This window comes from Paenibacillus sp. CFBP 13594, from assembly GCF_014842675.1.
Taxonomy (GTDB): domain Bacteria; phylum Bacillota; class Bacilli; order Paenibacillales; family Paenibacillaceae; genus Paenibacillus; species Paenibacillus amylolyticus_B.
On the sequence record NZ_JACYVQ010000002.1, the window covers coordinates 257,140 to 275,708 of the forward strand.

The 18,569-nt window shown below is 40.5% G+C and carries 26 protein-coding genes and 1 pseudogene; 4 read left to right on the plus strand and 23 right to left on the minus strand.

Features of this window, described 5'->3' with window-relative positions; genetic code table 11:
* The first annotated feature begins 1 nt into the window (after position 1).
* On the plus strand, positions 2 to 1,591 hold the full coding sequence (locus IFU39_RS08505) for a response regulator (RefSeq protein ID WP_223199983.1): 1,590 nt from the start codon (positions 2 to 4) through the stop codon (positions 1,589 to 1,591).
* Positions 1,584 to 2,549 carry a sugar ABC transporter substrate-binding protein gene (locus IFU39_RS08510; protein ID WP_105598286.1) on the plus strand — a complete coding sequence of 322 codons (966 nt, stop codon included), beginning with the start codon at positions 1,584 to 1,586 and terminating at the stop codon, positions 2,547 to 2,549. The genes IFU39_RS08505 and IFU39_RS08510 overlap by 8 nt, the downstream gene beginning before the upstream one ends.
* 453 nt (positions 2,550 to 3,002) lie before the next feature.
* Here IFU39_RS08510 and IFU39_RS08515 read toward each other — a convergent pair whose 3' ends face one another.
* The 6 genes from IFU39_RS08515 to IFU39_RS08540 all read right to left on the minus strand — a co-directional run bounded on the left by IFU39_RS08515 (position 3,003) and on the right by IFU39_RS08540 (position 7,232).
* Positions 3,003 to 3,527 (minus strand): GNAT family N-acetyltransferase, encoded by a 525-nt coding sequence (locus tag IFU39_RS08515; RefSeq protein WP_105598284.1) that lies wholly within the window; start codon positions 3,525 to 3,527, stop codon positions 3,003 to 3,005.
* A gap of 37 nt (positions 3,528 to 3,564) precedes the next feature.
* On the minus strand, positions 3,565 to 3,885 hold the full coding sequence (locus IFU39_RS08520; protein WP_105598283.1) for a hypothetical protein: 321 nt from the start codon (positions 3,883 to 3,885) through the stop codon (positions 3,565 to 3,567).
* Between the two features lie 45 nt (positions 3,886 to 3,930).
* Positions 3,931 to 4,377 carry a GNAT family N-acetyltransferase gene (locus IFU39_RS08525; RefSeq protein ID WP_105598282.1) on the minus strand — a complete coding sequence of 149 codons (447 nt, stop codon included), beginning with the start codon at positions 4,375 to 4,377 and terminating at the stop codon, positions 3,931 to 3,933.
* Positions 4,378 to 4,563: 186 nt separating this feature from the next.
* Positions 4,564 to 5,496: a hypothetical protein gene (locus IFU39_RS08530; RefSeq protein ID WP_105598281.1), complete on the minus strand. Its 933-nt coding sequence runs from the start codon at positions 5,494 to 5,496 to the stop codon at positions 4,564 to 4,566.
* A 90-nt stretch (positions 5,497 to 5,586) separates the two neighbouring features.
* Complete coding sequence (locus IFU39_RS08535) at positions 5,587 to 6,411, minus strand: methyltransferase domain-containing protein (protein ID WP_105598280.1); 825 nt, start codon at positions 6,409 to 6,411, stop codon at positions 5,587 to 5,589.
* A gap of 44 nt (positions 6,412 to 6,455) precedes the next feature.
* The gene (locus IFU39_RS08540) at positions 6,456 to 7,232 is read right to left on the minus strand and encodes a class I SAM-dependent methyltransferase (protein WP_181155349.1); all 777 of its coding nucleotides are present in this window, start codon (positions 7,230 to 7,232) and stop codon (positions 6,456 to 6,458) included.
* A 157-nt stretch (positions 7,233 to 7,389) separates the two neighbouring features.
* Between IFU39_RS08540 and IFU39_RS08545 the strand changes: the two genes are divergently transcribed.
* Positions 7,390 to 7,839, plus strand: coding sequence for a DUF1569 domain-containing protein (locus tag IFU39_RS08545; RefSeq protein ID WP_105598468.1), 450 nt, complete (start codon positions 7,390 to 7,392; stop codon positions 7,837 to 7,839).
* Positions 7,840 to 7,852: 13 nt separating this feature from the next.
* On the opposite strand, the gene IFU39_RS08550 is transcribed toward IFU39_RS08545, so the two are convergent.
* From IFU39_RS08550 to IFU39_RS08615, 13 genes and pseudogenes are all read right to left on the minus strand, one after another.
* Positions 7,853 to 8,434, minus strand: a complete 582-nt coding sequence (locus IFU39_RS08550; protein ID WP_181155348.1) for an HAD-IA family hydrolase — start codon at positions 8,432 to 8,434, stop codon at positions 7,853 to 7,855.
* Between the two features lie 48 nt (positions 8,435 to 8,482).
* Positions 8,483 to 9,418 (minus strand): acetamidase/formamidase family protein, encoded by a 936-nt coding sequence (locus IFU39_RS08555; protein WP_105598277.1) that lies wholly within the window; start codon positions 9,416 to 9,418, stop codon positions 8,483 to 8,485.
* 85 nt (positions 9,419 to 9,503) lie between these two features.
* The gene (locus IFU39_RS08560; protein WP_181155347.1) at positions 9,504 to 9,983 is read right to left on the minus strand and encodes a DinB family protein; all 480 of its coding nucleotides are present in this window, start codon (positions 9,981 to 9,983) and stop codon (positions 9,504 to 9,506) included.
* 35 nt (positions 9,984 to 10,018) lie between these two features.
* A pseudogene (locus IFU39_RS08570) lies at positions 10,019 to 10,753 on the minus strand (aminoglycoside N(3)-acetyltransferase).
* A 143-nt stretch (positions 10,754 to 10,896) separates the two neighbouring features.
* Entirely contained in the window at positions 10,897 to 11,436 is a 540-nt protein-coding gene (locus IFU39_RS08575; RefSeq protein WP_192132213.1) for a phosphotransferase-like protein, read from the minus strand.
* 54 nt (positions 11,437 to 11,490) lie between these two features.
* The gene (locus IFU39_RS08580; protein WP_192132215.1) at positions 11,491 to 11,973 is read right to left on the minus strand and encodes a DinB family protein; all 483 of its coding nucleotides are present in this window, start codon (positions 11,971 to 11,973) and stop codon (positions 11,491 to 11,493) included.
* 30 nt (positions 11,974 to 12,003) lie between these two features.
* Positions 12,004 to 12,660 (minus strand): DUF4367 domain-containing protein, encoded by a 657-nt coding sequence (locus IFU39_RS08585; RefSeq protein WP_192132217.1) that lies wholly within the window; start codon positions 12,658 to 12,660, stop codon positions 12,004 to 12,006.
* 6 nt (positions 12,661 to 12,666) lie between these two features.
* Positions 12,667 to 13,254 carry a helicase gene (locus tag IFU39_RS08590; RefSeq protein ID WP_192132219.1) on the minus strand — a complete coding sequence of 196 codons (588 nt, stop codon included), beginning with the start codon at positions 13,252 to 13,254 and terminating at the stop codon, positions 12,667 to 12,669.
* A gap of 52 nt (positions 13,255 to 13,306) precedes the next feature.
* The gene (locus tag IFU39_RS08595; protein WP_192132221.1) at positions 13,307 to 13,702 is read right to left on the minus strand and encodes a VOC family protein; all 396 of its coding nucleotides are present in this window, start codon (positions 13,700 to 13,702) and stop codon (positions 13,307 to 13,309) included.
* A gap of 34 nt (positions 13,703 to 13,736) precedes the next feature.
* Positions 13,737 to 14,003, minus strand: coding sequence for a DinB family protein (locus IFU39_RS33395; RefSeq protein ID WP_341074219.1), 267 nt, complete (start codon positions 14,001 to 14,003; stop codon positions 13,737 to 13,739).
* A 664-nt stretch (positions 14,004 to 14,667) separates the two neighbouring features.
* Positions 14,668 to 15,069, minus strand: coding sequence for an NUDIX hydrolase (locus tag IFU39_RS08605; protein WP_105598261.1), 402 nt, complete (start codon positions 15,067 to 15,069; stop codon positions 14,668 to 14,670).
* Positions 15,070 to 15,189: 120 nt separating this feature from the next.
* Positions 15,190 to 15,591: a GNAT family N-acetyltransferase gene (locus IFU39_RS08610; protein ID WP_192132223.1), complete on the minus strand. Its 402-nt coding sequence runs from the start codon at positions 15,589 to 15,591 to the stop codon at positions 15,190 to 15,192.
* Between the two features lie 185 nt (positions 15,592 to 15,776).
* Complete coding sequence (locus IFU39_RS08615; RefSeq protein WP_192132225.1) at positions 15,777 to 15,998, minus strand: helix-turn-helix domain-containing protein; 222 nt, start codon at positions 15,996 to 15,998, stop codon at positions 15,777 to 15,779.
* 57 nt (positions 15,999 to 16,055) lie between these two features.
* On the opposite strand from IFU39_RS08615, the gene IFU39_RS32855 reads away from it, so the two are divergent.
* Entirely contained in the window at positions 16,056 to 16,310 is a 255-nt protein-coding gene (locus IFU39_RS32855; RefSeq protein WP_244660944.1) for a hypothetical protein, read from the plus strand.
* Between the two features lie 40 nt (positions 16,311 to 16,350).
* On the opposite strand, the gene IFU39_RS08620 is transcribed toward IFU39_RS32855, so the two are convergent.
* The 4 genes from IFU39_RS08620 to IFU39_RS08630 all read right to left on the minus strand — a co-directional run bounded on the left by IFU39_RS08620 (position 16,351) and on the right by IFU39_RS08630 (position 18,463).
* The gene (locus tag IFU39_RS08620; RefSeq protein ID WP_192132227.1) at positions 16,351 to 16,842 is read right to left on the minus strand and encodes a GNAT family N-acetyltransferase; all 492 of its coding nucleotides are present in this window, start codon (positions 16,840 to 16,842) and stop codon (positions 16,351 to 16,353) included.
* 245 nt (positions 16,843 to 17,087) lie between these two features.
* Positions 17,088 to 17,534, minus strand: coding sequence for a lysozyme inhibitor LprI family protein (locus tag IFU39_RS08625; protein ID WP_244660931.1), 447 nt, complete (start codon positions 17,532 to 17,534; stop codon positions 17,088 to 17,090).
* Positions 17,515 to 17,745 carry a hypothetical protein gene (locus IFU39_RS32860; RefSeq protein WP_244660932.1) on the minus strand — a complete coding sequence of 77 codons (231 nt, stop codon included), beginning with the start codon at positions 17,743 to 17,745 and terminating at the stop codon, positions 17,515 to 17,517. The genes IFU39_RS08625 and IFU39_RS32860 overlap by 20 nt, the downstream gene beginning before the upstream one ends.
* 172 nt (positions 17,746 to 17,917) lie before the next feature.
* Positions 17,918 to 18,463: a GrpB family protein gene (locus tag IFU39_RS08630; RefSeq protein WP_192132229.1), complete on the minus strand. Its 546-nt coding sequence runs from the start codon at positions 18,461 to 18,463 to the stop codon at positions 17,918 to 17,920.
* Between the last annotated feature and the right edge of the window lie 106 nt (positions 18,464 to 18,569).

Sequence of the window (18,569 nt, forward strand, 5' to 3'; positions counted from 1 at the left end):
GGTGATGATCGTGGATGACGAAATTGGAATTCGGGAGAATATACGGAGCTGCATCGATTGGGAAAAGGAAGGTTTTCACTACTGCGGGGATGCACCCGACGGCGAGCTTGCGTTACCTTTAATTCATGAGTGGGCTCCGGATATTTTGATTACAGATATCAAAATGCCATTTATGAACGGATTGGAACTGACCTCCATTGTTCGCACTCAACAACCTGATATCAAAATCATTATCATGAGTGGTCATGATGAATTCAGCTATGCCCAGGAGGCCATCCGACTTGGGGTGACCGAGTACTGTCTAAAGCCCATTAGTGCAGCAGAGCTAATCCAAATGCTGCATAAGGTCAGCAAACAAATGGATGAAGAACATCAACGCATGACAAACCGGACGATCACCAAAGAAAAACTGCTGGCCGATCTGTGCGGAGGACTCATCGGTACAACCGATGCAATTGAATCAGCCAAACAACTCTCACTTCCTCTCTCGGCCAGGTATTATACCATTGTCATTATCGACGTTCGATTAACAGATGATTCCCGGGACCCGGAATCCCTGATGAAAAAGCTACTTCCCATACTGGAGGAAACTCGTGATCCCCACGTTGAACTTCTTCCTTATATTCGAAGCCGAACCGAGTTGGTGCTTCTGCTCAAGTATCACTCCGATGACAGCATATCCGTATATCTGGAGCAGCTTCGCGGGCGGGTTCGTATGGAACTTGAACATACGTTCAAATGTAATATTATTCTGGGCATTGGCAGTCAGCAGGAGCGTCTGCAAGGAATTCATGTCTCGTATCTGGAAGCGGAGGAGGATAAATATATTACCCGGCTCACCCTTCAGAACAGAGCTTCTCTACGTGAAATCAACCCGGATGAGCACACGACTCTTTTTCTCGACAGGAATTCTTTTCTTGAATTCCTCAAAATCGGCAGCCCCAATCTGCGTGACCATTTTGTGCAGGAGTTTGCCGCTCCATTACAGTCCTTCGACTGGAAGTCCTCCTCGTATGGCTTCTATTTGTTGAATGATCTTACGCTGGAGTCGTTTCGGCTGGCGAATCAGTTGTTCCGCATGAGTGATCATTCGGATGAGAACATTACTTCCTTACAGCAGACAATTCGGAAGATTACGTGCTGGGAAGATTGCACTCAATATCTGTGCTCCCTACTTAACCTGTTATGGCAGAGAAGAGCAGCATGCTCCGGGAAATACAGTGACGTCATTGATCAGGTGAAAGCCTATGTATCTCGTGAATACAATAACGAACAGGTCTCGTTGAAGATGATTTCTGCACACGTCAGAATCAGTCCAAGTCATCTAAGCAAGATTTTCAGTCAGGAAACTGGTCAAACGATAACGGAGTATCTAACCCAGATTCGAATCGGCAAAGCCAAGGAGCTGCTGAAAACAACCAACAACAAAACCTTTGAGGTTGCTTACAAAGTTGGTTACAATGACTCTCACTATTTTTCTAATATATTCAAGAAAACAACAGGTTTTACACCAAGAGAATACCGAACTCAAGGGACCGAGGCATCGCAGACCAGACCATCAGATATGAGAAAAGAGCCAATGTATGAATAAAGCCAGATTTGCACTTTTACTTACACTAATACTTGTGTTCCCGATGATCATTTCATTCGGTTCGGCAAACATTCGTCCACAGCAGATGGCTGCAACACTTCCTGCGACTTCACCTGTAGAGAAATCTGCAGCGAGCAAAACTTTCGGTATTATCTATCCAATGACGTATCCAACCTATGAGATGATCACGAAGGATGCAACGGAGTATGCAGGGAAACACAATATTACGTTAATTGTAAACGCACCTGATGAAGCCAATACCGAACAACAGATCCGTATCATGGAGAATATGATCAAACAGCATGTGGACGGGATAGCTATTTCTCCTGTAGATGCTGCTGCACTTACACCCGTTATTGATGCAGCCCAAGCTGCGGGTATTCCTGTCATTACATTTGAGTCAGATGTCCCATCCAGTCATCGAATCGCTTATGTGGGCGCCGATAACTATCGCACTGGCCAGCAGTTCGCGATGACGACTACACGACTCCTGCATAATCAAGGCATGATTCTTGTCGAGAACGGCTTGGAGGAGATGCAAGGTTTGCAACAGCGGCTTAATGGATTCATTGATTATATCCGCAGTGAAACAGACATCGAAATCTTGGAGGTTCGTTATCATCAAGGGAATGAAGATCAAGCCATGTCCGATATGGAGAACATGATTCAAGCTCACCCTCACTTCAATGCGATTATTGGCCTCGATTTTGTATCCGTCTCTGCCTCTACCCTGATCTGGAAAGCGAAAGGCCTTAACCGGCATTTAATCGCGTTCGGTGATAGCCCGACCAGTGAAAACGGGTTGCTCAACGGTCAATTGTCTGCCGTTATCTCACAGAATGAAGGAGTCTGGGGCGCCAAAATGATGGAGACCTTGTTACTCGCAAGCGACGGCGCGCCTGTGAAGGAATTTATTGATACGGGGATCATTGTAATCAATCAGGAAGGAAGTAAATAAGGTGCTGTCCTCTTGTCATGAAAATGACAGGAGGACAGCACCTTTTAAATTTTCGTACACGTAGTTATTACATCCGTTCATCGAAGTGTTTCTCAAGAAAGATGACCTTTTTCTGAGAGTTGCTCCTATCTACCCTTTGCGTTTAAACTTCATAATGAGCCGATCGAGGATGAACCCCATTCCGCCCCAAAAAATCAAATGGAACAAGTATATTAACGGCCTGAACAATGAGGTCGTCTCTGGATTTGTATTTATTTTGGTCAACCAGTCATTCAGCAACGGATTTATAGGATTCGTTAGATAAATCAGAATATTCTTATCATCGTTCCCTGATAGATTAATAAAACATACGGTTAGCGAGAAAATAACAAACCAAAAGGTCAGCTTTTTCAGTATGTTCAGCATGACGGGTGGGTAAACCTCCTCTCAAGTATAATGAGCCCTTTTGAGAAGCTATTTCTTCCATTCGTTTTCTAATATGCTCATCTCGATAAGATTCCAGAATGTATCTTCATGTCTTCTCGCATCACGAATAAGTCCTTCTCGTACAAAGCCCGCTTTTTCATAACATCGGATGGCTGAGACATTAAAATCAAACACACCCAGACTGATCCGGTGTAACTTCTCCTCTTCAAATCCAATTCGAAGTGCCTCATCGATCATTTGCTTTCCATAGCCTTTACCCTGATATGGCTTACCAAGAAGTACCTTACCGATACGTCCTGAACGATTATATCGATCGATACCGCCAAGAGCAATATGACCAACAATCTCCTGAGTTGATTCATCCAGCACTTTATAAATGAACTTATTCGAAGTGTTCTTATCATTCGCACCATGCAAATAATCTGCTAGTTGTTCTCTGGAAAGTGGATAATGAAACTGCGGACCAGCCCACTGGAGCAGAAACGCTTCATCTCCACTCCATTCGATTAGTTGATCAAAATCTTCCGGTTCAAAGTATTGAAATGTAATCATATTGATCTGTCCTTTCTTTTTTATGTCATATCATAGTCTATTTCAGTTCTCTTGTGTCGGCATGATGAGTTTCATCAAACGCTTTGTTTCTTATATTCATTTCACGAATGGAGTTCTGAATCCAATTCATTCCAGCTAATAAATAGATAACTCCACCCAAAATGCATATCGCACCTATCCAATAATTCAGTGCAAAATTCACTTGATAATCACTCGGAGTATAACTTCCAGCTGCTGCTGACTGGAATGCTGCATACCCTAGCTTGGGAATCACCTCTTCAATTATTTTCGAGATCGTAATAATCACAATTCCTAACATGATAAAGAGTAATGAGAAAATAATGTGTACATGCTTCAAAGACAAGCTACCTCCTTTACAATCCAAAGCGCGTGCGTTCTGGTACTACTTGCATCTTAGAAGCCGAACGACTTCGCCATCGATCAATCCCTCACTTACTCTCTGAAAACCAAGTGATTCATACAGATTCCCGGCGATACCATTTTCCGGCCTGTGTCCAATCATGATGCATTTGCAATTCAGCGATTCTTTCATTAGATCAATCAACTTCTTAAGCGATTCTCTTCCATAACCTCTGCCCTGATATTTGGTATCTATCATTAGAGCAAGAAGCCAATAGTTATCCTCATGATCTGGCTTATCTGAGTACACAGCAAAACCAACCAGATCCGAATCAACATAGATGGCCATGGGTCGAAAATCGGTCACTACCTTGGATTCAGCAATCCAATATACAACCGGCGCGGGAAAACTTTTTTTCTGTTCTTCCGTTACATTCAGTTGAGTACATGCATACCAATTATCCACCGACACACGTTTTAAATGAATCATAGATTGAAACTCCTCCTAGTGAAAATTACACAGAGGAATTCCTCGAAACCCTTCTTGGGTCCTCTGCGTTAGACAAGAACACCTCTGGCAACTTTATTTCTTCTACTCAGATTTGTATTGTTTCTCATATCACATCACTCCTTTCACGTTTTTGTGCAAACCTCTGGCAACTTAAATCACCTCATGCTAACCTTTGATCTCTAATAGTTTAGGAGTATGTTTCACAAGGTCAGCTATTTCATAAGAGGCATTAACTGCTAATGCATCTTTAACTGCCTCAGTCCCTCTTGTCTTCCAGATCGAATATATCCATTTGGAAAAACCATATGCATTCATGTGGTGACCACGTTCCTGTATCTGGATAAACAAATTCACACTTTCCTCATACCTTTCGATATCCGTTAAAATACAGGCCAAATTGTTTAACGCAATTGTGATATCTCTCTGCGAATTTCTGGAGACATTAATATCCTCCCAGCTGCCGACCACTTCATCTTTTCTTGAAATCCGTAGTGCTCTATCATTGATTTCATCAATCCAGTCCGTCGTTTCGTTTACAAGAGCTTCGACTCCCGCAAAATCCGCGGCATGATACAGATAGACCAGACGCTGTTTGTTATATGTAATCCGGGCAAAAAGAATGTTGGACCATGTCTCATCTTCTTGTATGAGCTGGTTCATATTTTCAAGCAAACTTTCCATTTCACTGTATCTCTCCAAAACCCAAAGCGAACCACCCAAAGCCCGATGACTCTCGAATCGAACACCTCGGTTGGTATCCAACTTCGGGGCATGATCACAAGCATATTGGTACCAATCCATCCAATTATCAAAGTAGTTCCCCAGAGATAATGACAACGCTTGTGTCGAATCCGAAACGATCCAGTGTAACTGCTCCGGGGCGAGATTTTCTTTCCCCCATTCGAAGAATGCCCGGTGATTGGCATAAAGCAGTTCCGGCTCTCTTAACAAGGCATAACCATCGGAAACATTCCAGTAGACCCAACCTCGTTCATTGACAGATAGCTTGCTGGATTGTTCATATTTTTTCAGCAAATCAATCATACCTTGATGATCTCCTTGCACTACAGTTTCCTGGAAAGCTTGAGCGATATTCATTCCCATCCTCCGTCTCTTAGGAAGCTTAGTCTGTCATAGACAGTGTCCGAGCACCGAGCAAGTAAAACTTAATTCAAACGTACACAGTTCTTACAATGGCTTCGTGCCGCAAGCTGTAATGAAATTCATCATGGCATAGGCTTCCGGCGAATGATTTATCGCTTCAGAAGCGTGTTGCAGCTGAGCAAATTCCTCCGAACTGATCACACCTTTTTCAGCAAAATGTACAAAACGATTAAGATTAAACTGGTGCTTAAACCCTTCTATGCCTAACAGATCACTATGTTGAAGGACAGAATCAATGTCAACATCGATGTATCCGCTCTCAGAAAGGAGACGCGGCAGACTTCTGCCAATTAAGCGATTACCGCCGTGTTGTGCCACATAGTCCGAAATTTTCATTAATACCGTATGCAAAGCAGGGACATCAGGATTCACTGCTCCAAAAACGCCGTCATCCACATCAATAATAGCAAGACGGCCGCCAGGTTTCAGTACACGGAATATCTCTTTTGCGGCTTCTTCAGGATTGTTCAAGTGAAGAAAGATAAGTCTTGCCACGACAAAATCAAAAGAATCATCAGGCAGATCCATCTTGTAGATGGAAGACTCTACAAATTGTAATCGCTTGGAAGGAGTATCTTTCAGCCGTTCTTTGGCTTGTGTTTGCAGTGAACGATCAATCTCAAGCGAGGTAAGCTCGCTGTCCGGCAGACTGTTCAATAATTGCTCTGTAATGTAACCTGGTCCGCTTCCGACCTCCAATACACACATTCCATTTTTCAAACCATACCACTCCAGATTTCGGAATTCTTTGGACCACCCCATTACCGCCTGTATCTTTAACCTCTCTAATTCCTCTTGTAAACTTAACACTGCCGTTTGGATACTGTATGTTGAACGCGGATCACTCATATATTCTCTCCTGTTCTTAAGTAGAATAATAAAAACATATATTCTTAGACCTTTTTCTTCCCTAAAAAAAGAGCAACCTTATGTTGTTTCTCTATCGTTCCACCTGCAGCATCAATGGAATCTTTGACTCTCTCCAGAAGTGAACGCCGAACATCAATAGAAAGCTGCTGATGTTTGGAATTGGTATTTAATAAAGCGACATATTCTTCGCTGGAGCAAGTCTGTATCCAGTTATACTCCTTAACCTCAATATCCGTGAACAAGCCGGATTTTTCTGTTATTTCTTTACGCTCCTGGATAACTTCATCTGGCGAAGGATATTGAGAATCATCCAAATGAGGGGCTAATGCTGTGTAGTGGGAACGAATTTCATTGTGCAGCGGGTCATAGACCGGTACATGAATCGTCCAGAAAAGTCCAATGCCGCCTGTATTCTCTAGCAATTCCCAAGCCCGGTTGTAACCTACTTCCGGATCAATGAAGTGAAAGGCCGTTCCTGACACAATCAATTGAAATCGCTTTTCTTCGTTATTCCATTCCTCAAAGGAAGTGTTGATTACTTGAATCGATGGATATGACTTGAATTTGTCTGCGGTGAACTGTGCCAAGTTACTGCCTAATTCAATACAGGTGATGTTTGTATAATCCTTGCTCACCAATCCGCTTGTGGCCTGTCCCGTTCCGCAGCCAATCTCAAGAATGGAATCCTCTTTATTAAGATTCAGATATGTAAAAATATCATCAAACATTTCACTCGGATAGACAGGTCTATATCGTTCATATTCATCTGCTACGAGATTAAATGTTTCCTTATTTTCCAAGTTCGCATCCTCCGATTTCAATTGTGATTTTCCCATAATACATTGACTAATCTTACCATATTTTATTATTCTTGATAGTAAGAGGATAAACCTTTCAATAATAGAATGATGATAGTTCAAGTTCAAATTATATATCTTGAAGAACTGAGGTGTTCTTGTGAAAAGTATATTTGATACGATAAATGCCGCTGAAATTAAAGAGCGCATGGATCAACTTAGTGAAAATTCCATCCCTAAATGGGGCACGATGCAGGTCTCTCAAATGCTGGCTCACTGTTCAGCATTTCATGATATCCCCTTAGGAAATGCTTTTCCACCTAGAGGATTACTTGGGAGACTTATAGGACGGTTCGCAAAACCAATGTTTTATAATGACAAGCCCTTGCCCCATAATATGTCTACGATCCCGACAATCATTATTGATGATCATCGACAGTTTATAACAGAAAAAGAAAAACTCGAGCAGCAGATTAATATCTTTCAACAAGGTGCTTCAGAAAAATTCTCCCGCCACCCCCATCCCTTCTTCGGAAAATTAACAGCCGAGCAATGGGGTAAGGGCATATACAAGCATTTAGATCATCATCTAAAGCAATTTGGAGTTTAGGGTTATTTACCGTCTAAATTAGCAATGACTCAACTTCATTAACCCAATCTCCTGCTTCGTCAGCCAGTAAAGTCTTCCAACCAAGTAGCTTAGCCGAATGTAAATTTTTCTCTTGATCATCTATAAATAGAACTTCTTCTCCAGCTGCCAGGAAGGTCTCGACCCGTTGATATATCTCAATCTCAGGCTTGCATAAACCCACTTGATTAGAGATGGTTATACTTTTGGTAAATAAGCTTAAACGGTTCAGATTCGGCTCAATCCACTCCTTACAATGATTGCTGAGCAGATGGATATCGGCAAACTCACTCCATCGCTCAAGGTATTGAGCCGCTGGTAAGGGAACAATTGAATTGGTTAAGATGTCCTTCGCTCGGCTTATTGATAATTCGGGATAAGCCTGATTCAACGATTGCCAGAACTCTTCTTCTCGCATTATTCCTGTCCAGAGCTGTCGCTTGATTCCTGTAAAATGTACTTTCAAGGATGCTGCCGATAGGTTGGTTTCCTGAATCATATCACTCCAGCACGTCAATGAAATATTACTTAACAAAACCCCTGCGATATCTAAAACGATCTGTGGTCTGCCTTTCATTTTATCGACTCCCAAGTTCATCTAATACGACGTATAACGGGGCTCAAGTTACTTAAAAGCATCATGTGGAAGGACAGCATGCACACCCTTAACGCCATTCACAATTTGGGTGATACGCAGGTCAATTACCGCGCTTCCAAGTGCAATCGCTTCCACTCGATCTAGTCCGTACAACTCACCAATCAGATGGAGCATTCCGTCTAATGCTTGAACCGTAGCCTCATTCAGATCTTCATGAAAACCGAAGGTAATCCAGCCGGATGGCGTATGTGCACGAGGATTGGTTAAAATCATATCATTAATCACGTTGATCGTGATATCGACAAGCTCCATCGGACATTCAATGGCCTGACAGCTGACTTCACCGTCCCCCTGCCGTGCATGACCATCACCAATTGCGAGATAACCTCCGTCTACGGGAATAGGTAAATATAATTTACTTCCCTGCACCAGTTCCTTGCAGTCGATGTTTCCTCCACAATAGCGAGGCGGCCATGTTGTATGAATCCCTCGTGACTCTGGCGGCATGCCCACTACACCCATAAACGGCGAGAGAGATACAGTGAAGGACTTTCCTTTTATTTCACAGGTTCCATTCATCGTTTGACGATCAAGTGTCCAATTCAGCGACAGTTCTTCAACCTCTGTTAGATGTAACTTCTGGTTCTGCCAGTTCGGATATCCGCCAGCAGAAGTAAACCCGTATCTCCCGGGTACGATCTCATTGAAAACAATCTCCAACGTCTGTCCTTGCTTCGCCTCTTCGATATAGATCGGACCGATTAAGGCATGACCTCCATCTTTTTCACCTTGTCGATCAAAAGGTTTCTTGCGTTCCTCATAACTCACACCCGTTCCCCAGCCCGCATCCAGCGTCTGAAAACGAATGGAGTCACCAGATTTCACGCTCAATATGGGAGTTACCTCATTGGTTAATGAACCGATCAGATTTGCCTGAGTTAATTCAATTGTATGAGTACTCACTACAATCCCTCCCTAGTTTGGGATACATATTATATTCAAAGCAAGCAACATGCTGTATTACGTTCCGCCCCCTGCCTGCAATCCTTTACGCTTCAAGGTTGGAAAGATATTTCTTCAACGGTTGCATATGATGCTGGTCATGCCATATAAAATCTTTAAGGTATTGGGGAATATAGAATACGTTCCCCTTGGCGTCCAAATACGTCTGATGAAGCTGTTCTTCCGATAACCCTCGAATGTCATTCATAATTTTATGGCGGTACGTGATAGCCTTATTTACGATTTCGGACGTCTCTGTTCGGTTCCCGTACTCAATAGCTTTTCGATTAAACTCTTCAAAATTGATATGTTTCAACGTAACTTCCTGCTTCAGCGCAATCTTCTCAATCGCTTCCTTGTAAAAATATCGGTCCCATAACATGATATGACTTACGATTGATTTTATCGTCCATTTCCCTTCTTCCAAGCTCGAATTCCAGGTCTTCTCTTCAAGATGATTCATCGTCTTAACAAACAAAGCCCATTCTTCAAAAGTTTGAAGCAAATCTTCAATCTCTTTGGTCATGATTACATTTCCCCCTTCTTTCTTTTTGAGATGATTCACTGCCCTATATGTTCTCTTCGGTTCCGATTCATCCATCCCAAAGCATAATCAACCATCTCTCTTTGGGGTATCATATAACTCACAGCGTTCCCTACCATTCCTTCGGTAACAGCGTTAGTCTGGATCTTAAACTCATTAAAAATTAATTCAAAATCATCCGATTCATTGTTAATATCATCGTATGTAGTCCATTGTTCAAGTCCATCCACCAGCATTTTTACTCCCTAGACTTTTGGCTTAACAAATGTATTCTGCTGTTTATATTCGGCCAGGTGCAGGGAGGTGTTACTATTTGTAGGTGCACCAAGTAACAGAATGTATCCACTCAAATCATAGATTTTTCCTAACGGAGATTTCTCATTTAATGCATAATGCAAGTTGTGATCTTCCGTTATCCGTTTTGCCTCTTTCCCCCAGGCAGCAAAAGACATGTGCGGATGTGAGCTTCGAAACACACCATCTTGCCTCCGAAACACCTCGGGAATGATGCCCATATACGAGGTTGGTGTTAAGTCAGGATAATAAATAGGCATATTGTCTTTGATGAACTCAATTGCCTCTGAAGACAGGTTCGCGTCATGCTCTGAAGGTTCACAAAGATGTTCTGTTTGAGTGGGCATGACAATGGTTCCATTGGTTCCAACGGCTTCTTCCAGAGCTAAAATAACACTTACCGGGCCGCCTATAACCTTACCTGTTGCTTTGAAGGAGGAATGAACGATTATCGTCATGCCCTTCTTAACACCTAATCGTCTTAAATCATTAATCAGAGTGTTTTTTGTAATTCCATTGAATTCCTCCTTTAATCCTCCAGACCAAAGCAGACAAAGTTGTTACTAGATATCGATTCCACTACAGTTTCGAAATATCATCTTTATATATTTTTCAATGGTTCATGATTGGTCTTGAACAGTGCTGCAATAATCCTCTCCGCACATTCTTCGGGTGTGTTCATACTTGTATCAATCGAATAGCTATAGTGGATGTGTTTGGCCATAATTTGATGTTGCTCATCCGATTGCTCTTCTCTGCGATCACCACGCTCAATGTTACGCTGACGACAGATATCGAGAGGGCAATATAACTCAACGATATCCAGTGGATACCCTTCAAAAATCTGTTTGACTTGTTCATAATGCGGCGCAAGCTCCGGTCTTTCCACAAGTATGCCATCGATCAGTACATGCTTGCCATGGTCTGAGAATACTTTTGCCGTATGATACATCATTACAATCGCTTCACTCAGATACTTCCAGTAATCCGTCTGAAGATGTTTATCCCCGATCGTATTTTCAAAAAGATCATTAGCGACCACATAGAAAAACGGATCATCGTATGATTGCATCGCCTCTACAATTGAAGTTTTACCAGAGCTCGTTACACCGTTCAAAAATATAATTTTGCCTTTTTCCATGAAAGTCATCTTCCTTTGCTTAAGTATAATTTTGTAAACGCAATACAGCGTGTACTACGTGTGTTTCATTGATTTTTTGAGCAGCATGATCTGGCCAATATGATAGGCATTATGAATACATAGATTCGATACAACTCCCCACCAAGGCGCGTTGAAATAAGAAGGAATTTCACGGGTCAGTTTATGTTCATCGCTATCTTCGAGTGCCCTGTTCCAATCACTAAAAACGGTTTTCAGTCTATGTAGTGTCTTGCGCCACTCCACATCGTTCAGGTTAGACGGATCTATGTCAAATGTATCCTCATTATTCACTGAATGCAGCCCGTCGACCTGTTCGGCAACATATCTCTCAAGCCACCTCTCATTCCAGAAAATAAGATGATTGACGATCGCCCAAATGGAATGCTCTCCCTCATTCTTTACATAAGCGGCTTCCGCAGCATTGAGGTCTGTCAACATATCATGAAGCGGAGTAAACCAGCTCTGATCATGATAACAGGCATTTAATTGGTCTATGAGAATAGCTTTGTAACTCATCGTAGCACCTCACTCAAAATAATATAAAATTTATCCGTTCATTGAATTCGCAATCTTCATCACAAGATCTTCTGACATATTTCTGCCAATGATCTCGTATTGCAGTGCCTTCCCATGCACATCCTCTTCGATCCATATCAATTGGGAAGTTTCGTTATTGAAAATATAAAATGCTTCGACGCCACGTAAGGCTACCTGTTTAACCTTAGTACCATCATGATCAGGCAATGCGATCCGGCTTTTTGTTGTCCCGAAAATGTTAAGTTTATAACCACCGTATTCTTTATACGTGATGCTGATGCCCACAACCTTCTTATTGGGCTTGAGGTCTCGTATAACTACATTGCTGCCTAACCTGTTACTTTCTTCAATCATTTCATCGATTTCTTGCGGAGTTAGATTATCAAATCCATAAAATACATGAATGGCATCGATATCAGAATCGATCGGAAATTTCGGTTGCCATGGAGAATAAAGTTTCTGCAATTGTTCCAACCCGTCTTCCCATGGAATGGCTGCATAATTGGTCTGTTGTGTGAATTGGTTCTCTGTAGCATCTGCGGTATAAATCGCCTTCCCCTCACCAGGCTTTAAGTCAATGACGATCCGGTCAATCGCATGATCTTTGCGTAAGGATTCAATTTGAATTTTCCCAAGCACATCTCCGCTTTTGTTTTTGATATCCATTGATCTTCACTCCTTTCCTTTCAAAACATCTTCCTGATCCTCATATAATAGAAGCTGAGCCCTGCAGAAGATAAAGCGATCATGAGGACTCCATACATGTAGATGGTCCGTAAGATATCCTCGTAACCAAAACTCGTCGTTTATTCGTCTGAGATAAAAACCTTTTGGAAAATCAATATCCTCTGTAAGGGCTTCAGATGCTATAGTAATGGAGCCGGACGGAGCTTTCCTCTCCTCTGAAATATGGGTAGAAACTATCTCGGGCTGATCCAAATATTGCAGTCTTAGATAAGGTCCTAACTCAACCGGACAACAATCCAACCCAAGTTCATTTGCTCTTCGAAATAACTGGAGAGTTGTAGCACCATCCGAAAATCCAAGTTGTCTGACGGTCAACTCAACCGTTTGCAAGCTTTGCTTTGTATTGGAGACTATAAATCTCTCATCATTTAACAACTGTTTTCCATATTTATTCAATAAAATAGAGTGTTGGTCCAATTTCTGACTAAGCTGTGGCTTTGTTAAGCCGCCAACGTCTACTATTCTTATTTCAACTGAACAGTCAGGATATATTTTCTCGTCTTCAATCAACATTCGTATCCCCCTAAACCCTCGGTAAATGATAGTAGCTGACCAAAGTTCCTCATTAAAAATTCAATTCACAATCATGGTGTTCCCACACATCAAATATGTTGCCGTCCAAATCTTCTAACACAAAAAACTTCCCATAGTGTCCCTCATCACTAATATCCCCTACTTTCACATTCTCTGATGTTAAATAGTTATGTAAAGCAGCAATATCATCAGTGAAAAATGTAATGACCCATCTCTTTCTCTGATGAATTTCAAATGTCGCTCGTGTTTCATTATCGCTTTGGATCAAGTCCAAAATTGGGCGATCACCCCGAGATAAACTCAAATATCCTTCGCGTTGGTGGCGAATGTTAAATCCAAAATGTTTTACGAACCAGGCAGCTGACACTTCTAACTCTTTCACTGGAATCACATTATATGCAATGCCCAGAATCCTTCCATTACCCATATGTTACCTCCACACTTGAGATGTGTATAAGACCCTACCACCCTTGCGATGTTATACAAGATTTAATTTGAGCAATATGATGCTGACCATGCCATACAAATCTTTGAATCGCGATATCCAGTGTAATTGTACCTAACACTTCTGTTCGGAGTTTTCGTCTAAACTGATCCCGATGTAAACCATACAACAGCGAGAGAAATCGCTTGTGTAGTATTTCCATCAGCAAAATTGAATCTTCAATGGGCGCACTCCTGTAATCATCTAATGATGCCCATAAATCCTCTCGATATGAGCTTGCCATCGGTTCATCTTCAGTCAAGCTCTCTTAAATCTGATATAAGCGTTCATGTCATTGTCCGCAAGGTGGTGCACAATCTGTGTGATTGTCCAACCGCCTTCACGATAAGGAGTACAGAGTTGATCAGCATTGAGATGTTGTGTAATCTCTTTTAAGGTCTTCGTAATTCCGGGAATTTGACCTATAATGTGAACTCGGTCCTCATTAGTGGTGTTAAGACTTGGCTCAAAGTGTCCGATCGGAAAGCGTATATTTTCATCCAAGGCTGAATACCTCCATTTCCCTACTATAGAACCAAATGATATCCAATATAACCCACAATGTTCCATTTGCGAAGTGTAAAAGTGAAAAAAGAAGCAACCTTTATTTTCAGGCTGCTCCTTATATTAACCTACTCTTATATCTATATCCTAATAAGAAAACTAGCGCAATTAAACCTGAGTTACGAAGGTAAAATCATATAAAAAGAGCTCCTATCTATGGTAGAATGGTGTTTGTTTAGAACATCACCAACCATGAGAGGAGCACCTTTTAAGATGGAATCTACCATAATGTAGAGCTTGTGGAGTGTCATGTGGAGTATATTTTCTCTAATTTATCGAGATCTCGTCTTCGGACAGAGGGAGTAAACCCGATAAGTGAATATATTGTGATCTAATGATTGCCCTTATTCTGAAAATTCAATCAAAAAAGGATGACTTTTCTCATCTAATGCATTGTGAATTCTGTCATAGAAATTCCCCCATGTTATCATTTGCCCAGCTTCTTCTAAAGTAAAGTAGCCCACCTCTTCACTTTCATCACTGGTAGTTAAAGCTCCACCAATCGGTTTTCCAGTAAATATATTGTTGCATACGCCGCGCGTTATGTTCTGATACAAACCACAAAATTTAATTAATTCAATGTCAATCCCTGTTTCCTCTTTCACTTCTCGTACTGCTGCCTGCCTAATAGTCTCTCCTTCTTCAACACAACCTTGAGGCATTTCCCAGCCTCTTCGACCTTTCATGAGTAAAATCTCATTATGTTCATTGAGAACGATTACACTAGCAGAAACGATAAATTTCATTCTAATTCCTCCTATGTTGGTTTATATAACCACTCTTCCTCTAATGGCTATGCTAAATGCCTAGAACTGAAAAGTGTTGTTATCTGATGATCCCAACTTCTTTGATAAACTCCCAAAATGCTATACCATATCTGAAATAAACATGGCTTTTGTGCCTTCTTCTGGCTTAAATCCAAATAATCCATAGAATTTTTCTGCACTATCATAGGATATAAGCACTTTTGTTTTGATATTAGAATATCGACTAAGCATTTGTTCCATCATTCTCTTTCCAATTCCTAATGATTGATATTCTTTGTGTACTAACATGTAATGAAAATATACTGTCATCACGCCGTCAGACAATGCATTTATTAAGCCAATTAATTTGGTACCATCCCATGCAGTAATAACCGTATGTGAGTTGTTTATTGCTTGTCTCAGATCTTCTGGGAAATCTCCTGATTTCCATTCCACAGAGTGAAACAGTTCTTGAATTGCTTGTGTATCAATGTCTTTTACTTCTTTGAAAATGATAGTCATAATATTGCTCCTATGCTTGTTGTTTTTTTTGGGAGTATTGGACAACGTTTCTGTAATAATGAAACCCAAAGGGGGTTGTCAGCTGAAAATCTTTTCAAAATCCATCGCAGCCCCAGGCTCCGAAGGAGCAATGCTTGAATATTATGTTATAGGATGGAATCGCTTCTAGAATTGACCTTCACGATTTATTTTTCTCCTGGTACGTATTCAATCAAATCAGATAATTTACAATTAAATGTATCGCATAGCTTGAGTAAGGTTTCCAGCTTTGTTGTTTCTATATTTGTTTCCCTATAGAGCTTATTGATCGAATTCCGACTTAAGCCCGATTTTGCCATCAATTCTGTTATATCATCTATTCGATGTTCCGCCATGAGTTCTCGTATACTACACTTGATTATGTTCATCTTTTCCCCTCCATAATTCTATCTTATCTTTCATATTAGCAATCATCAACAGAACCACTGATAAGGATACGTTTAGATTTGCTCTATACTAAGCTTCTGGAGTGTCATAGGGAGTACACTCAGCTTTCTGCTGAGAGAGATGAATATTTTAAAACACTTCGTGATGCTTTGCCCGATCAACTTCAACATACAGTTTTTCTTTACGAAGACGCACAAATCTCACTCCAATCCATCTTAGAAAGAAGTATCTACATACAAGGTTTCAAAGATGCCCTACAACTATTTAGTGAATTGCAGAATTCTAATATATAAGAGGGTTAGTGATGCTGTACTGAATTAGCCCGCAATGCCTTTAATTTCTTGTAGTAAATTCTTGTATATATTTTTTTTGATCTTGTACATAGTGTTCAGTGTAATTAGTTCCTTTAAAACCTTCTATTACACTTCTCCAAAAGGTCCTTGCCGGAAGATTGCTCTCCATTTGCGAAATCTTCCAATTCGCTTTGTACATCTTAAATGCTTCTATTGCTGCTTTACGACCTATGCCCGATCTTCTGTATTTCTGTAAAACCATAAAATCGTATATCACATGCGTCGGATCTGGATCAGTATCCATATTCTCAAAAAGGACTACTATAAAACCAACGATTATACCTGCTCTTTCTATAAAAAATGGATTCCATCTTTCGTCGCCTTCCCAATAATAATCTATGTTTACTTCAAATTTTCCGTTTCTATCTATATCTCGACCTGTATATTTACTGAAGTCATACTCGTACAATTCATATAAATTAATTAGTATACTTTTATCTTCAGGATTTACTGGGACAAGTTTTAATTCCATATTTGCATCTAACTCCTTTTGTTTTTTTCAATGCATTTCGTGGTTTCATCTAACGTATGTCCATTCCTGACTTTGATTCTCCTTAGATAGCTCTTATCTTAAGTAAACTCAATGTGTCGTCTGGATTCACTTCATCGAAACTTCGCAGGCGACCAAGGCCTGGCATCCCCGCAGCTTGAATACATTGTTATATGCCGTTACTGACTTCGAAGCATCACCTAACACCTTCGATCCAGATTCCAACTCTATTTTTTACTTTGGTATAGAAACTCAACTTCACCATCTAACAAATATCGATATTCAAATAATTGCATTGTTCTTTCCCTAATTCTCTCCCGTATAACCGTGCCTAGGCTTACCGATCCTTGTGATCCTAGGTAACCATTATTAATAAATTTCTTCTCAACAAATTTTGTTTCCCTTAAGTGATACTGTAACCATTCTTTCTGCGATTCAATTAGTGCTTCTCCTGGTTCTTCATCCAACTTAGAAAGAAGCTCTTTATATATTTGATTCAACTCTTTATCCCAAATCTCTGTATATTTGCTTTCCAACGCCCCCCATCCCATTGTTGTAATAATCTCTTTTGAATTTTGAGCCTCATTAAATTCCACTTCATAATCATGATCTATAGGATTTCGAAGCATTTCATCATAAAATTCTCCTTTTAAATCAAGGTTCCCAATGCTCATGGGTAATATTTTTTTTATTGTTAGCAGTATCTGATAGACCTTCCGTTATTTCTTTTAATTCTGTTCCATCACCTGTACTCACTGCTTCAGGAGGCAGTTCAGAATTCATTATTGATTTAGTTTCGCTGTTCAAGGTAGTCGATTGACTACTATTTTGGCAAGATGAAAACACTATCGTAATAAAAAATAATAAGAGTATCTTACCTTTCATAAACGAATCTCCTTTAATGGCGCATAAAGTTACTGTATCGCGACTGGGTCAAAGACTCAGCCTCGTAGGAGTTGTCTGTCTGATACGACTTCCTCGAAATATCTCTGGAAGACCAAGGCGCATTAGCCTCGCGAGTGTGAAAATTTGTTAGCGGATGTCTTAGCCAATTGAACTACCTACAAATTATTTCACATTTATTAAGAACTTTATTTACAAATTCGGTCTTCCCATCCGTATAAGACTGGCGATTTTCTCTATATTTAATAGCAAGTTCTTTCTTTAAATTGGCATATTCGACTACAAATTCAGGATTGCTAATTAATGTATCTCTGAAGGAAATATGTCTTAATAACTCTTTACTCTCTTTATTACAAACATATAGATGATGTTCAGGTTTCTGTATTTTCACTATACTATAGGGAACATTTGCATCTTTCCTTGCAAAAGCTTCTCTGTTCTCAACACCCAAATTCCCTTCATGATCGTAACCTAAACTTTCTAATCCTTGAATTACATCTGGGAGCAATGCCATAGAATCAATTACTACATCAATATCTAAAATAGGTTTTGCCGCTAGTCCAGGTACTGCAGTACTACCAACGTGCTCGATTCTAAGTACTAGATCCCCGAGTCTATGTTCTAAGATAGATTTCAGATCAAAAAACATTTCAGGCCATTCATTGTTGTAATCTTCAATAATTATTGACTTTATACGCATCCTTGAGATCCCCCGCAAAAAATAAAGTATTTACGAATATTTCCGATAATGTTCCTTTGAACCCGAGAGGCTTAAGATAATACCTTCCTCCAATTAACCCACAATC